The sequence below is a fragment of the Pseudomonas muyukensis genome (genome assembly GCF_019139535.1).
Classification (GTDB): Bacteria; Pseudomonadota; Gammaproteobacteria; order Pseudomonadales; family Pseudomonadaceae; genus Aquipseudomonas; species Aquipseudomonas muyukensis.
This window is the reverse complement of sequence record NZ_CP077073.1, coordinates 3,700,247-3,715,423: the sequence shown is the minus strand read 5'-3', so window position 1 is coordinate 3,715,423 and position 15,177 is coordinate 3,700,247. Positions and strand designations below refer to the sequence as shown.

Sequence of the window (15,177 nt, the reverse complement as noted above, 5' to 3'; positions counted from 1 at the left end):
CATAGACTGCGAGAAATGGGGGCGATATGCGCGAGCAGAAATGATACTGGCAGCTGGTTTCAGGTCTCGCACACTACCATAAGGACGGTCTGCGTTTCCGTCGCGGCCTTAAGCGACGAATAGTTGACAGGCAGTCACGGATCACTTCGCTGACTGGCTACGTGTCATATTCAGCACCACCACCTTTACACGCCCCTGCGTGGCGGCCTTACTACGCTCGACCAGCATTTTCTTCAGCTGCTCCGGGGAGCTGGGGGGCGGGCTTCCGTCTCCTGGACGGCGAGGTTTTTTGGAGTGCTCTCCAAACCACAGCACGAGATATACGCCCAGGCCCGAGCCCCTGTGGAAGCTGACATAGCCGTCATCGAGTTGCTGGTCGGCCGCGTTCCAGAGTTGCCCGTTCCAGGCGAGCTTGATTTCGATGGGAAGTGTGATACCCATGATTTCGCACATGATGTCGACGCGTTTTTGGTCGACCACGCGGCTTTCGGGATCGAATCGGATACCTGCCGTTGTATGATTGAACATACCGATCAAACGATCTCGGCAATGTTCTTCTGATTGTGGCGTCTCTCCGTCGTCCTTGTAAAACAGCTTCCAAGAGCTGAGTGCGTCATTCTTGATCCGGCGCTGAACATCTTCCAGTTGTTCGAGAATGAAGGCCAGCAAATCGAACCCGGTGCGCGGTGGTCCGTCAAATTTAATTGCCAGCAACATCTCCAACGTGAGTGGCTGGTATGCTAGTTCTTGGCTGCTCTGGCGTTGCAGGGTGCGGCGTTCACACAGGTACTCGGTGTAACTGTCACGGGAGGCTTCGCACAGCAGGTCCATGGCCGAGTGTGCTTCGTTGGTTTGCTGCGCGCTTAGCTGGAAGATTAGGTGTTGCAGGTATTCACTTGGCGGCTTCGACCAGTCTTCATCGATCAGGTTGCCCTTGAGCCAGCCGATCATGGGATACCAACCTCTGAATCTTTCGATGATCCAGCTGGTGGTGGCCACACTTGGAGTGAGCATCTGAAACTCACTAAGTGCCAGCAATAGTTCAGGGTTCACCGGTGTGCAGTCGAGTAGCGCCGACTTTTCCTCGAAGTTCACGATGAGTTGCACGGCCTCAATGAATAGCGGAATGGGGCGAGAATTTCCCGAGCCCCAATGCTGCAGAGCATGGGGGACGGCTCGTGGTTTATTGAAGGCCAGATGCTGCAAGCACCAGTACTGCGCGGCCTCGGGCAGGTCCGGTCGGCACTCCAGCCAGTCGCTTGCCAGTTTCGTCAGGATTTTCTCGGTTTGCTTATAGATCTCCGGGTTATCTGGATGAAGCTGCGGGATGCGCTCGCCGATAAGCAGACAGGGTTCGAACCAGAGCTTTATGGCCTCCATCAGAAGGTTACGTTCGCCTAGCGCCTGGTACACCAGCGTTTCCAGCGTGTCAGGTGCCGTGAAGGGGGGGTGTTTGAGCGAAAGAAAGATGGCGAACAGCGCTTCGGTCGTTAAGCATTCCAAAGACTTTCGGGTGCGTGCGTGCTCGATTGCCGCAGCCAGGATGATCTCTGCGGAAAGCTCTGCCAACGCCGCTTCCTGGTCGTTGCGTTCGTATTGGCTGAATCGGGCGAAGTACTGGCTTATAGCTTCAGCCGATAGGCGTGTTTGAATGTTTTGTAGGTAGTTTTCGAAACCTAGGAAAACTGCGGCTGCCAATTCGTCACCTGCCCACTGCACGACAGCGCCCTTTCCGGCCCCTGCATCGAGGCTATGGCGAGATGCGCGCAGGTAGGCTTGCGCGGGTATGGTCAGGTACTGGTGGTCACCTTTGCTTATGGAGGCCATTGCTGCCTTGTGCTCATTCAGCCGGGCAACGGCGCTGTGACGGTCCTGTTCCGCGCGGGTATGGTTTTCGCGTCGTTGTAGTTCCCAATTCGCTTGACGGCTGAAGTCCAGTTCGATGTTGCCTGCCCACTCCAGCCTTTGCGGGTGGCTGCCGGCAAACCGCCGCGCGGCGGCGCGAATTTGTACACCGTGCTCGTTGTCGTGATGCACTAGGCTCACAAGAGCCTTCCAGCGTTCGTCCTCTAGGTCGTCGGCGTCTAGCCTCGTCAGCATCTCGATCGCGTCGTTTTCCGAGCAGCCAAGACCGATCTCTTGCAGCCGTTCATGTCGTTGGTCAAGGCTCTCGCCATTTTTGCAGTCGAACAGCACATGTTGTTGAACTGCGTGGCGAAAGGCGTGGTCTGTGGCCAGACGCTCAGTAATGGTGGGGTCCAGCATTTGGTAGAGTGGAATTGAGCAGAGGAAGCTAAACGCTCGCCAAGCTTGAGCTGGAGAGAGCGTATTGTCCGTCATCGCCGCTAAGGTCAGGGCAGTAAGCAGTTCGCGAAACTCGTCAACCTGCCGGGTATAGAACTCGGTACTGAGTATTTCCGCGGGAGCCTGGTCGATCAGGCAATTCAACAGTGACGTGCGTCGCGACGCCGGAAAGTCGGATTTGACCGGGGCGAACTTGTCCCACAACTCACCGAAGCGGTCGTTCTGGTCTGAGCAACCAATGATCAGCGCGGCGAGTAGTTCATTTTCGACACCGTCGAAATCGATCAGGCAAGCAAGGTCGAAGGCTAGCCTGACGGAGTCTGGATCGGCACCTGCGTGCAGGGTGCGAATGCAATCAAGGGACTCATCACTCGACAAGAGGGCAAGCAGTGCTTGTAGTGCTGCTCGGCGAGCTCCATACACATCCGCACTGTCGAGCATGGTGGCCGACAACTGGTTCTTGAACGGCTCTAGCTTCGCCGAGGCATCCAGCGACTCGAGAACGAGCAGGCGCAGATGCACTGGCTTGCTTTGATCTGTACCGATGTTTACCAGCTCGTCCACCAAGCCTTTGCTAAGCAGTTCAGCGGCAGCGCCGGGGCGCCACCAAGAAAGTGCCATTGGATTACTCGAATAGCACTCTTCCAGTTTTTCTAGTAACAGGGTGGCTGAGGCTGGATCAAGCCCGGTCAGGTCCGCGTTCTCGATGACGCCTGTTGGGTCCATGCATATCACGCATTGGGCCAGTTTCGGGTTCAGGCACAACCATGCGTGCACGCCGCGTAGGCCGGAGGGCACGATGCCATGCTGATGGAACATCGCAAGCAGCCGGCGCTGGATTCTGCGAGACAGAGGTTCTTGTGCCAGCCAGTGAGCGGCTAGGTATTCGGCAATGCTTCGGTGGATGCATTCAAAGCGATTGGCATCAAGCACCCTGAACAAGCGGGTACCCAGCAAGTCTTCGATCCGATCGGTGTTTGGCAGTTGCCTCAGTTCGATGATGGAGACATCGGTAGATCGGGTAGGTTGTGCTTGGCGTGAAATAGCTGTGTGGCCCGTCAGTAAAAGTGCCGCACAGACTGCACCGGCCAGCTCGAAGGCGTCCTTGATGGCGAAGGCTTGATTTGTCTTCAGGTCATTATGTTCGCTCACAAGTTGTTCCACGGCGTGTCGGAACAGCTCGGAGCGAGTGACGGGCAGTTTGCCATGCTTGGCGCTTTCGGCAATCAGTTTCAGCGTATGTGGATTTCCAAGCCAGTGGGTCAGGCCGAAGCGCTCAAGGTGTGACAGAAGCGTGATGACTTCCTCAGAGGGAAGGTATGCACGCAAGAGTGCTTGGATACCTTCGTCATCGAGTGGCTGCAGGCGCAACTCTGTTGGTTCCTGGCGGTAGGCAGCCTGGATCCAGCTTGCATGCTTTGCATGCGACCAATCCGAGGCACGGCAGCAAATGATGAAGGGCGGGCAGTTGCGTCTCTTCAGTTCCTGCAAAACCGCCTTCAGCGCATTGTCGGTAGCGTCTGTTGTCTCGTCGAGCGCATCTATCAGCATGACTGTCGAGGCGACGTTGCCAACCAGCTCGATTTCGTCGGCTCGCACGATGTGCCAACCTGCTTGTGAGGCCAGTTGTGCGAGCAAGCGGCTTTTCCCCATCCCAGCCTCGCCCAGTATCACTATTGGGGCTTGTTGCGGGTCAAGTTCACTATCACAAAGGGGGGCGTTGCGCCCATGTTGGTGCACCAAGGTACGCGGAATGAAAGGAAGCTCCTTTTCCATAGCCTGTTTCTTCAGCCAAAAATTGCCGTCTAGGTTAACCCGCTCGTCGACATTGATGAAGCAGCGGCGTAAGGGAAAGTGGTAATCCGGAGCAAGGGTCGGAGTGCTGGCGGACGAGGTTAGGGATTTAGTGCGGTTTGCCAGCAAACCTCAAGGATGCCGCATGACACTCGCAGGAAAGCTTGCCATCATCACTAGTGCTGGCTCCGGTATCGGTCGCGCTGCGGCGAGACTGTCCGCCGAGAAGGGCGAGTGCCTGGTGCTCACCGCTCGGCGCCAGCCCAAGGTGTGAGCAGTGGTCGACCAGCCTATGCCGTGAGTAAGGACGGGTTGTCCCAAGTGGTCACCACCGAATGCGGCGAGCGGGGAATCCGCGCCAATGCCATGCTGCCCGGCGGCACCGAAACGCCGAAAGCCTGGGCCCAGATTGCGGCATTATTTCCCCCCTGACGCTTAGCTCGGCCCCAGGAGATTGCCTAGGCGGCTCTGTTCCTCGCCAGTGACGCGACCAGTTTCGTGAGCGTGCTGGTCACCCTATGAAAATGCGCGCGTAGGCTATTGCCTGTCTTTTTTATACGGCTCCTTGAGTTTCCCATGGAGTCTTGCGATGTAGCTTTCCCTGTTTTCTGTCATCGTCGGCGGCAGCGCGGGTTGTGTGCTGCGCTGGCTGCTCGGCCTGTTCCCGGGCATGCCGCTAGGCACCCTGTTTGCCGACCTGGTCGGTGGCTTGATCATCGGGGGGGCGATGGCGTTGTTCATCCGCTGGCCGAACCTCTACCAGCGCAATGCTTCAACATATTTCCCCATCTTGGGATTCCGACGCCCAGCGTGCACACACGGCGGCGCTGCAGCAAGCGTTACGCTTTTAAAAATGGAGGAGTTGTCATGGCCGAGTCATTTTCTCGCGGTGAAATCGAAGGCAGACTCGCTGAACTGGAGGCGCGCGTCGGCGCCGCGCTGGCCTCCTTTGAAGCGAGATCGGCCACGCGCTGCCTGCTGGACACGCTGCGGGCTGTGGAGGAACTGATCAATCTGCACACGGTTGATTGGGGTGACGATGAATTCGAGCGGCAACTTTTTGGGTTTCCCGTCATGCGGAGCGCTGAGGACTTGCTCCTACTCACGCGTATCCGCAAGCGTTTGGCTACGCGATTGGAACAACCCCTCGTCGAGAGACTTACTTTGTTGATCGTCCAGGGATCGGACATCGGTGTGGCTTTTAAGCGTCATGGCGTTATTGAGGCGGCGAGTGGCTTTCAGACTTTGGCGGCAATGATTGGCTACCTACAGTCCCGGCGGCGACATCTGGTGGGATTGCTGCACTTCATTCCTACGGCGTGTCGAGGGACGAAGTCTATCAGGCAAGAGGATGCTCTCAACGTTTTCCTGCCTATTGTCGAGTTCAGTGGAGCTCCGATGATGGGGGCTCAATATGCTCTGATGGTAAAGATTGCACAGGAGCGACTGGGCATCCCGGATGATGCCAACGCCGAGATGGCCATGTTGAATGGACTATTCCTGGAGCCTGAGCGCGCTCCAATTTTCGAGATGCCCAACTCGCCAGAGGGTTGGCAGATACTGGAGGCCATGGAGCAGGTCCGGGCCGATCGCCTATTTTCGGCCGCAGAGCTGAGAAACGACATTCTCCTGTGTGAAGCTGTCTACGTCGAATTTGACCTAACAAGTACCGAGTTCGCCGTCGCCGCGTCATTGATACGCCGCCTGTCCACGGAGTTTATAGAGGACGACTACTGGATTCGCATCTCCCCCGAGGATCTGACCTTGATCACCGCGCAGGAAGGAGCCTCGCCGCTGCTCGTGGCGGCGTTAACCTGCGGTGCCTACACATATATGGAAAGCTTGTCAACCTACGCGCCGCTGGTGCTGTCTGGCGATCACTATTTATCTACCGTCACGCTGCTGAGTCGCTTTGCCTACAACTGGCGGGCGCAAGTACTTGACCGCCAGAAACGGTATCAGATTAGGGCAGGCTTCATCTTTGAGGATGTGGTCAAGGTAGCGCTGGAAGCCCAAGGCTTCATCGTCCAGGATATTGTGCGCATCAGTCGGCAGGAGTTTGACGTAGTGTTGCTACGCGATGGCGTTATCTGGAATGTCCAGTGCAAGAACAACTTCGTCGATCTCAAGCGCGTCGACTCGGATGCGGTCGCCTTTGCCCGCTACAACTGCGGACTCGTGCGAGCATATGAGAGGGCCTTGATGAAGGAGCGAAATCGCGAGCAACTTCTGAAGATGAAACTGGACGTCGAGCCCGTGCAGCACATGCTGGTTTCGCGTTTTCCTGTAGTGACGGACAACCCGCGTATCGTTGTCTTCAGCCGCATCGCCGAGTTCGCATTGCGGGCCGACGGGGTATTGGCAGTCTCTAAAGGTCAGTCAGCCCATGTTTGAGGACTCTTGGCGTTGATGCAGAGTTGTCCTCCCTACTGGGGCAAGACTGCCCCAACATGGATCGGTAGATGTCCAGCAAATGCGACCGTAGCCTTGAAGGTTGCTTGGGTCAGCGTTTTTTCGGCAGATGGGTCAATTTCTCATCAGCGCCTACGGTTCTAGGCCTATCAGCTTTTCCTGCGGTAATGCCTTGCCCGCCCTGCGGACGAGCTGATAAACCCTTACAAGCTCAGGGTCAGTCAAGCTATCGAGAAAGGCCAGCTTACCTGCGACCTGCTTCTGGTAACGATTCTCGGTGCTGATCTCGCCCATGAGTGCCTCAAGGCACTCGTCTGAAGGTGCAAGATACCGAGAGAAGCCGGGGAGGGTGGCAGCAATACAGATACCCTCAGGATCATAATCAGTGAAGGCTACTACTGGCAGCTTCAGCTCTGCCAACAACGCCTGGCTGCTATCCGTTTTGTAGCTTCCTGGCGCACCTCGAAATACCACTAGCGGATTGCCAGGCACCTGCTGGAGAAAGGGTGTTTCATGGGTGAGTTCAAAGTTTTCCCAGTTCTCGATAAGCAACACGCTGTCGTGCTCGCAGTGCTCAACCACCCAATGGCGATCGAGATCCAAGCTTGCACCTGGAGGGAGATTGATTGGGGTAGGGCCTAGCAGTAATGGCCGACCGGGTAGGGCCTTCACTGCTACACGCTTACCACGCAGGCGTTTGGTGGTTAGCTTCTCATCACCGCCTTTCTTTAGCGCGCCGTGTCGTGACTCCCCCTCCCACGCATTTAACGATTGGTTTGGGTCGACCTTGGCCTCGTTCTGAAGGTAGGTCGCGATCTTCGCCTTGTGGCTTGGACTGAATCGCCAAACAGATCCGACGCGGTAGCCGACGCTGTAATCCTCACAGAAATCGTTCAGCATTTTGCTTGGGCGAAAGTCTTGCTCCTCTGACTGGAAGATAGACAGGAGCTTCTTGGTGAGGGTTAGCGTTGGCATAGCAGCACATCCTCAATGATCACGTTCCCGCTGAGCGTATCGTCCTCATTCTTGGCAACGTTTTGTATGAACAGCCGCCTGATGATCTTGGCGTTGGCATTGATCTGTTTCTCGACAAGCGTGAGGAAGCACATCATGCACGACTCCTGATCCAACACCATGGTTTCCTCGGCCTGTATGAAGTAGCCAGCAGCCGAAATCGGGGTGGGGGATTTGGCAGCCTCATTGAGAAGGCGCTGACTGACCACTACAAGTGGCGAGCCTTTGATGAGCGCCGCTTTTGGTGGCGCTTCATCGACCGGTGTGCCGGGTTTTCTGGTTTTGACGGGAACAGCCACCGCCTTTTCAATGGTCTTGGCGATATCGACCAATAAGTCTCTGATGTTTTGTGCGCCCAAGTCAGGCACCAGCTGAATCTTCAGAGGCTCGTGATGGTAGGCCCACTCCGGAATCTCAGGATACTCATCTGGAGATCGCACCTCGTACCCAGGATGCTTCTGAAGATAGAGCTGCAGCGCACGAATGCGCCGCGCGCGAGGGGCGACTGTCCTGATTTTGTAGAGATAGGTCTTAAGCACATGGATGATATCGACTGTCCTGGAGCGCCACTCTGAAAGCTTGTCCAAAATGTGGCTCTGATACAGAACCTCCAGTGTCTCGCGCTCCGGTGGCGTCAGCTCGTCAAGGATTGCTTCGCCATCGAACATACTCAGGGCCTTGAGGATCCGCTCAAGCTGGTTGAGATAGTGCTCGGTCTGCTTTTCCTTCTCCTTATAGGTCGTAACGTTGCCGAAATTGTTCTCTGCCGCTGTGCGGACATGGAGGAGGAAATCATTCATGGCCTCCGCCATCTCGTACAGGGTCGCATCGATATCACCCTGAATGAGCAGTGAGTCATCGATACGATTCTGTAGGCAGGCGTCGGTGTAGTCGTCCATCAGTTTGATGAGACGGGCCATCTGCTCACCGAAATCGGCCGAGATATCGTAATTCCGAGCACGATGGGTTGCTTCGTTCAGCAGACGATTGAGGGTAGGCGAGAGACGGTAGGTGTTCTCAACTGCGGCGTTGATACGCACTGCTCTGATCTGCTGAAGCTTCGTCAGCGCTCGAGCATTCTCATCATCCCGGGTGACATACCCGGCCGAGTACATCTGTGAGATCAGCCTGCGATATTTATGTAAGAGCTCAAGATGACTGGCCACCGACTCTTCGAGCGTGCTCATGACTCGGCTCTCTTGTCATACTCGCTATCTTCTTCAGAGATCTCGTCGTGCAGCATGAGGTACTCGATGGCCTCCATCAGCCACTCGATGCGGCCAGTGAACATGAAGATCTCGGACTCAGGATTGACGAGAAGCAGGTATCCCTCATTCTGGAAGCGCTTGACGATCTTGTTCAGGCGCTCCCGATCGGAGCCATCCTTCGTGTTGATGTCGATCGTCGTCTGCCGCAGCTGTAGGTATAGACTGGGATTTTCAGAGATCCTGGCCATCATTTGATTGAGGTTCAAAACCTGGCCGGCAGCTACAGACTCATCATCCCCAGTGATGCGCATCACCAGTTCAAGGAAAGACACCATGGGACGCAGGACATTTTTTACCTCTGTGAAGCGCTTTTTCGCATCTTTTTTCCCCTCCACGTCGATGTCAGCGTGTGCGGCAAAGAATGCACCGCCGTCTCGCGTTGACGTCAACCTGAGGTCTATGCGCCTGAGGTACTGATCAACGTCGCCTTGGTTGACCGAGTTGGCCAGGAACTGATGGCCTTCGTAGTCGGTAATCTGGCAGATGAAGCCGCCCTCCATGAGCGCAGTCGCTACCCGTGCAAAAGTGCTCATTCGCCGTCCTTCCAGGCAAGCTCAAGCTCACCGTCATCGGTTGCGTCGTTTTCTAGGGCGAGTTCGCAATGCACCAAGCGTCGTTCAGCATCCAATTTGTACTTGTGTTCAAACAGCATCAGCGTCTCAGCGTCAGGATCGGGGAAAGCGGTGCACAGAGTGATTCTGTTTTGGCCTAGGTAGTTGCAGAGCGACACGATGTTCTCGGCATCAATCGCCTTGAGCTCATCGACACACCAGGTCAGCTGTACAGGAGCGTTGCCCCGAACCTTACCAATGAACCCCAGGAACAGGATGATGAGCACCAGGTAACTGAGACCGTTCGACGAGATGTTTTCGAGTTCAGTACGATTGCGGAACTGCCGGAAGTTGCCCTGTTCCCGCACGGAGCCGCGGATACTGACCAACGATTTGAATTGAGCATTGATGCCACGATTGCCATCCCAGATCGCGAGCAACGCGTTCAGATGGGCAACGGCATCCACGCTAGGCAGGCTGTCCTCCTGCGTCCATTCCTCCCGGTCATTGGTGATTTTGTTGATCACAGACCAATAGTCGAGCTCTTCAACACCCGAGTAGATGGAGATCTTCAGTTCGGAGAGGTTGTCGAAGACCGTCGAGCTGTGCTCCAGATGCTCTTGCAGGGACGTATTGAAGCTGGAGAGTTTCTTGTTGAAGGTCTGCAGCTCACGGTGAAGGCCTTGGATTTCGCCGAAAATGGTTTTGGCATCTGCGACCAAAAGACGCCGGCTCTTATCATGCTCAGTGGCGAACCAGTCCTCGACAACTCGAAGGGTCACGCGGGCATCGACATCCTCACCAGTTTCAGTGCGGATGTTGTGGAGGCGATCTTGGAAGTAAGTCGACGGAGCAGCGTTCGGCACGTCGAGGAAAGCGTGGCGCATTTTGAAGGTAAGCTTCCGCAGCTGTGTCTCAGCTTCAGTGATTTGCTGCTGAAATGCGACCATCGCAGCCCTCAAGGGTAGGGCTTCCCATGCGGTGTCGTACGAATTATGGCGACTGGTGGATTCGTAGGCTTTGAGTCGTTCCTCAAGACAGGTAGCGACAATCATCAATTGCCCATCGATGCTTATGATAGCTGATCGACACTCTTTGATAGCGTCGAGTACCTGCTGCCGTTTTCGTAGCCAGGCCGCTGTAGTCTCTTCTAAACGAGTGGTGTCTCGTGCGAAGTCTGCCTGGCTTTGCTCCTTCTTAGCCTGGAGCACCGGGATCTGCGGGAAGATCTGGTTTTTCCAGATTTGCCACATGGACAAGAGCTCGCTCCATGAGCTGATCTCATCAAGCGTCTTCCTTAGGTCATCACGCTCGCCCTCGAGGGCGGTGATCACGTTCACGTCGGCGCCTTCGCCAGCGAGTTCTTTATTCTGTTGATCCAAATAGAACTTGATGCTGGTGTCGCGGGTACTCTTGTGAGCATCAACGCCAGCTTGAATATCACGAACTCCAGAACCAAGCCGAGTGTTGACGGCCGAGATGTCCTGTTTACATTGGTGGGTGATGGCAGCCTTCTTACTTGCGATACGCTGGATCAGATCATCGTGAGCTTTCTGAGCATGACCGAGGAGGCGCTCGCATTCTGCCAATTGCGCTTGAGCAAGCTGGCGAGCTTCGTCCAGTGACTCACGAAGCTGCTTTTTAAGCTCGTCGACTTGTCTCTCCAAACCTTGGGCCGTTGATCTAGCCTTCGTCAGGCCTGAGTGCGCCAGCGATAGATCTTCGGATGCTGTCTTAACTTCTTTGCGTAGCTCGACCTGCTGATTAACGGCGCGTTCTAACTGAGCTTCAAACGCCATCAAGGCTTGGTTGGCATCCTCAAGCTTTTCACGAAGCTTCGACTCATCTGCCTCGTCAGCTGCATCGACATATTCCAGCTCAAGTGCGATCCCGTAGAGGCTTTCAGATATGGCTGTCAGCTGGGGGTGAAGATCGTTACGATGGAGGAGATCGGGGTTTATGACTTTGGCGATGTCTTGTGACCAACCTGGACGATTGGTTCGTAGAAACGCGAGAAGGCTATCCTGTTCAGGCTCATGAGCTTGTCGGATCTGGGCAATCAGGTCTTTTTGTTTGCCGATTGAGTGTTTCACAGCCTCGATCGTCAGATCGTATTTGGAAGACTGGGCCTGCAGATCGTTGACGACACGCTGCTTCGCCGCGACACCTGCGTGGGCGGCACCGATGGCTTTGTTTGCGTCCCTGAGCTCGATGTCTCTCTTATCGATTTCATCCTGAATTGAGGGGTCTACGGAAGGATTGGCGACGTACGCCTGAGCTCGTCCCATGTCGCCATGGTGTTGTTGTAGCTCTAGCACAAGCCTGGCAAGCTCATCGGCTGATGAGTCGTCCAGCACTTTCAGGGCGTCTTCACATGCTTCTTCGAGCTTGGCCACGGCGTCCCGGGCCTGTTCGCGAAGAGTGTTGGTTTTCTCGATGGCAGCGGCGTGGAAATCGTTGTGTAGCTTGGTTTCCTCGTTGATCTGCTTCTCGTATTTGGCCTTGACCTCTCTCGCTGCGCCGAGGGCCAGATCCAGTTTGGTATTTACACTTCTGAGCGCGTCCTCAAAAACTGCTTTCTGAGCCGCACGTGCGCGCTTTTCCTCGACCCCCTTGCTTTCGTAATCCTGGCGAGCACTTTCGATTTCAGTGAGATTACGATCGTAAGATTCGATATCAGCCTTGGCGCTATGAATGGCCCTGGTGATTTCCAGGGCATTCGCTTCATGGGCGACAGCTTCTTGCTCAAGATACGTTTGCTTGAGGGACTCTTCGCTCTCTCGCTGGGCTTTTGAGAAGCGAAGATGGTCTTGAAGGAAGATGAACTTTTCCTTGACCTCTCGAATGGCATCCTCAGCGGCTTCGAGTTTCGCTCGGTGCTCCCTGGCCTCATCAACCAGCGGGGTAATGTTCTTGATGCTTTGGTAGGCGTTGTAGTCTCGTGGCCAGTTTTCTACACGCTTGCGCTCTGTTTGGATGCCGGCGGAAGGTTTACCTTCGAAAACCCAGTCGGCAACCACCTGCTGGAGATCATCAAAATTGGCCTTTCGAGAGAACATACCCTTGGTGAGCTTCTCAAGATGCCGCAAAGGACGGTTGTAGGTAGTGAATCCGTACATGTCCGACATCCCAAGCAAATAGCGCCTATGCGTAGGGTCTACGTGCGGCGGCTGCCATCCCTGAATGATGGCCCTGTAATCGATGTAAGTATCAACCAGTCTGTCAGCATGGGGGATTTTCAGGTAGATCAGGCGCTGGCGGAACTCCTTGTTGAGTACAAACTGGCCGTTATCGGTGACGAACATGTCACGCCGGAAATGGCTGTTCACGAACCGAAAACGGATCTTGTCGGCGGTAGAGTTGCTGAGCACGACCACGAGCCGGCGGGTACCATCGGGACGTTCATACTCATACACAAGGTAGGAAGTCTGGTTCGGTAGGTAGTAGTCGATGAACGAATCCTTGCCTTGCGAAACCACGTCGCGGGGTTCAACGCCAGCGAAGAGCAGCGCCAAAGAGAGGAGGGAAGTCTTGCCTCGGCCGTTGCGCCCGGTCAGCGCCATGCCACCATCAATACCCATCGTCTGAACTCTCCCGCGGGAAAGCGAATCGATGAGATGGATGTTCATCAGTCGGAAGAGCGCCTCCGGCGCGTTCTGCGGCGGCTCAATTTGCTCTTGGGCCGGCAGTGGCAGCTCCTCGGTCATTACGTCCTCTGGTACCAGAAGGTCGAGACCAGCGTTATGTGTTTCAATATTCATCGCAATTCCTTTGCTTTACCCAGGGCCAGCCATCACCAAGCGAATCCACACGGGTGGACAGGGCGTGTGGATGGCTACCAGGTTAGGGAATGTATAAACGTGGACGAGCAGCGAGTGGGCCTTTCCATCTGACGGCAAGTGGCGCCCACTGGCGAGCTCATTGAGGGTTTCAAGGCGCTATGGAGGGCTTCGCGGCCCCTGCCTTAGTCGCGGCCTTTGCTTTTTTTGTCTTGGTTGACGCACCTGCTGTAGGTGGAATCTTCTCGATCAGCTCTTTACCGATCTTCATACCCGTGCGTCGCAGTCGATCACAAGCTGCCATGAGGCTAACTTTGCTGAAGAAGGGGATTCCCAACGAACCGCCTTTATAGGGTGGCCGCATGATTCCGTACACTACGGTGTAGTCGCTGCGATTGAAGTCAGATTTTCGCCCGTCCGGGAGTGACTTCAAAAATGCGCTCCCACCCTTGGTCTTTGAGACAGTGTCCTTCAGCTTCGTGCGGAACTTGCTATCTGCCACGAAGGCCTCAGCACTGACAACACCTTGCATCCACAGGTGACTGATCGGGCCCGAGGAGCCGCCATCTTTCAGGTGGATGAAGATCTTGTCGTTGGAGTAGAAGTCACAAGGCTCAAGATTGCCTGAAGTGACACCCTCGGGGTTGATTTTGGTGCGGTCTAGCTTGATCAGGTCGGAGCGTGTATCAGTGATGTCTGCAATCAGCTCTTCTTCGTTCAGGCATGAAGTTCGACCGATAATGCTGAAATCCGGAATTTTATCGAAATGTTTTTCGACCAAATCTTTGAAGGTCGCCGAAATTTCGTACCATTTGCCTGCAAATAGCACGTAGTGCGTCCGAGTCGGCTTGGTTAGCGTGTACTCCCAGTTCAGGCAGTCATAAACCTTCCAACCAATCGGTTCGCCAGACTTTTTGCTCACGGAACGAACCCGATGCGAGGACTTCATGACGTCCATCGTGTGGGCACAGGTCAGCCGATTTAGCTCGTCCACGTAATCGGTGATGGATAGCTTGGTGAACTCGCTTTTGCGGCTACCAAAACCGGTGTACCCCAGATCCGCGCCCTCTTGGTAATCAAGGATCTCTGGAGGGGACATGTGCAGTAGGCTGTTGGCGCCTCCGCGGATCGCACGAATCTCGCTGTAGAGCTGCCGATCCAGGATCTTCAACCGCTCAGAACTGGTCTCCTCCCTGACGTTGTCAAACCAGGCGTAATCGCGTTTGTAGGTGATTGACTTATAAGCCTTAAGAATTTCCGCGCACTTGTCGTGAAACTCGGACGGAGCCAGCGGGGCGTCTAGGCTTAGCGCGTCTTTGCCGGCAACAAACTTGGCAAATCCATTGTCACTGGGCTGACCGCCCGCCACTCTGGCCAGGTCTCGTAGTGTGTCCATACCAAACTGGCTGAAATCCGAGAGTTTGCTGGCTTGTATCCGCTTCTGAAATGTCACCGCGTCTGGGGTGGCGAGATCGAGGCTAAGCAAGCTACCTCGCGGCACAGTGTTGAGCGCCACCTTCAGTCCAAATTGGTGAACGAAGGCATCTTCCTCCAGCGCGAGGTGGGCATAGCCAAAACAAAGGACCATCCAGCGGTTTTGTACGTACAAAAAGAGGATGGCTGCAGAACCGCTGGAGTGCAGGCTTCTGAGAGGATCTGAGATGTGGGGCTCGAGCAGGGCCAGCCATTCAGGAGTTCGATCATACACCTGGCCATAGTAGAGGATGCCTTCTCCGCCACCCTCCCAGTCTTGCCCCTTCAACTCCTTAGCGCCACTTGGCCGATATTTCGGGCTGAGGCCATCCTCTGGATCCAAGTTCGGCCTCAGCAGCCGCACCGTGATTGAGTTGACGCCAATCCTGCTCATTACCACCCCTCAGCAAATGACCAATTCAGACATATGTGGATCCGATTTTTGCTTACAGTGATATCAAATTGCAATGAGTGCCGATATTCTGGCGGCTAGGCGGCAGTGACTAGGACCTGGATGCAGTAGGCAGGTATAGGGCAGGATTGTGGCCTGGTCTGGGCAGCGATTACTTGAGCGGGATAGCG

General features: G+C 55.2%; 8 protein-coding genes. 2 read left to right on the top strand and 6 right to left on the bottom strand.

Features of this window, described 5'->3' with window-relative positions; genetic code table 11:
- Nucleotides 1–141 precede the first annotated feature (141 nt).
- Nucleotides 142–4,080: an NACHT domain-containing antiphage protein EruA gene (eruA, locus tag KSS95_RS16520; RefSeq protein ID WP_217848141.1), complete on the bottom strand. Its 3,939-nt coding sequence runs from the start codon at nt 4,078–4,080 to the stop codon at nt 142–144.
- A 163-nt stretch (nt 4,081–4,243) separates the two neighbouring features.
- On the opposite strand from eruA, the gene KSS95_RS24630 reads away from it, so the two are divergent.
- On the top strand, nt 4,244–4,372 hold the full coding sequence (locus tag KSS95_RS24630) for a hypothetical protein (RefSeq protein WP_263974797.1): 129 nt from the start codon (nt 4,244–4,246) through the stop codon (nt 4,370–4,372).
- Nucleotides 4,373–4,965: 593 nt separating this feature from the next.
- On the top strand, nt 4,966–6,492 hold the full coding sequence (locus KSS95_RS16515) for a hypothetical protein (protein WP_217848140.1): 1,527 nt from the start codon (nt 4,966–4,968) through the stop codon (nt 6,490–6,492).
- 150 nt (nt 6,493–6,642) lie between these two features.
- Here the strand turns inward: KSS95_RS16515 and KSS95_RS16510 are convergent, their stop codons facing one another.
- The 5 genes from KSS95_RS16510 to KSS95_RS16490 all read right to left on the bottom strand — a co-directional run bounded on the left by KSS95_RS16510 (nt 6,643) and on the right by KSS95_RS16490 (nt 14,989).
- On the bottom strand, nt 6,643–7,485 hold the full coding sequence (locus KSS95_RS16510; protein WP_217848139.1) for a DUF7281 domain-containing protein: 843 nt from the start codon (nt 7,483–7,485) through the stop codon (nt 6,643–6,645).
- On the bottom strand, nt 7,473–8,711 hold the full coding sequence (locus KSS95_RS16505) for a hypothetical protein (RefSeq protein ID WP_217848138.1): 1,239 nt from the start codon (nt 8,709–8,711) through the stop codon (nt 7,473–7,475). Before KSS95_RS16505 ends, KSS95_RS16510 begins: the two co-directional genes overlap by 13 nt.
- Nucleotides 8,708–9,325 carry a condensin complex protein MksE gene (locus KSS95_RS16500; protein ID WP_217848137.1) on the bottom strand — a complete coding sequence of 206 codons (618 nt, stop codon included), beginning with the start codon at nt 9,323–9,325 and terminating at the stop codon, nt 8,708–8,710. Before KSS95_RS16500 ends, KSS95_RS16505 begins: the two co-directional genes overlap by 4 nt.
- A complete protein-coding gene (locus KSS95_RS16495) occupies nt 9,322–13,104 on the bottom strand; it encodes an ATP-binding protein (RefSeq protein ID WP_217848136.1) in 3,783 nt (1,260 codons plus the stop codon). Before KSS95_RS16495 ends, KSS95_RS16500 begins: the two co-directional genes overlap by 4 nt.
- Nucleotides 13,105–13,273: 169 nt before the next feature.
- Nucleotides 13,274–14,989 carry a DUF6119 family protein gene (locus KSS95_RS16490; RefSeq protein ID WP_217848135.1) on the bottom strand — a complete coding sequence of 572 codons (1,716 nt, stop codon included), beginning with the start codon at nt 14,987–14,989 and terminating at the stop codon, nt 13,274–13,276.
- Nucleotides 14,990–15,177 lie beyond the last annotated feature (188 nt).

What these genes read in the sequence shown, in the direction of transcription:
- KSS95_RS16505 (WP_217848138.1), bottom strand. Translation starts at nt 8,711, where the DNA reads ATGAGCACGCTCGAAGAGTCGGTGGCCAGTCATCTTGAGCTCTTACAT.
- eruA (WP_217848141.1), bottom strand. Translation starts at nt 4,080, where the DNA reads ATGGAAAAGGAGCTTCCTTTCATTCCGCGTACCTTGGTGCACCAACAT.
- KSS95_RS16500 (WP_217848137.1), bottom strand. Translation starts at nt 9,325, where the DNA reads ATGAGCACTTTTGCACGGGTAGCGACTGCGCTCATGGAGGGCGGCTTC.
- KSS95_RS16510 (WP_217848139.1), bottom strand. Translation starts at nt 7,485, where the DNA reads ATGCCAACGCTAACCCTCACCAAGAAGCTCCTGTCTATCTTCCAGTCA.
- KSS95_RS16490 (WP_217848135.1), bottom strand. Translation starts at nt 14,989, where the DNA reads ATGAGCAGGATTGGCGTCAACTCAATCACGGTGCGGCTGCTGAGGCCG.
- KSS95_RS24630 (WP_263974797.1), top strand. Translation starts at nt 4,244, where the DNA reads ATGACACTCGCAGGAAAGCTTGCCATCATCACTAGTGCTGGCTCCGGT.
- KSS95_RS16515 (WP_217848140.1), top strand. Translation starts at nt 4,966, where the DNA reads ATGGCCGAGTCATTTTCTCGCGGTGAAATCGAAGGCAGACTCGCTGAA.
- KSS95_RS16495 (WP_217848136.1), bottom strand. Translation starts at nt 13,104, where the DNA reads ATGAATATTGAAACACATAACGCTGGTCTCGACCTTCTGGTACCAGAG.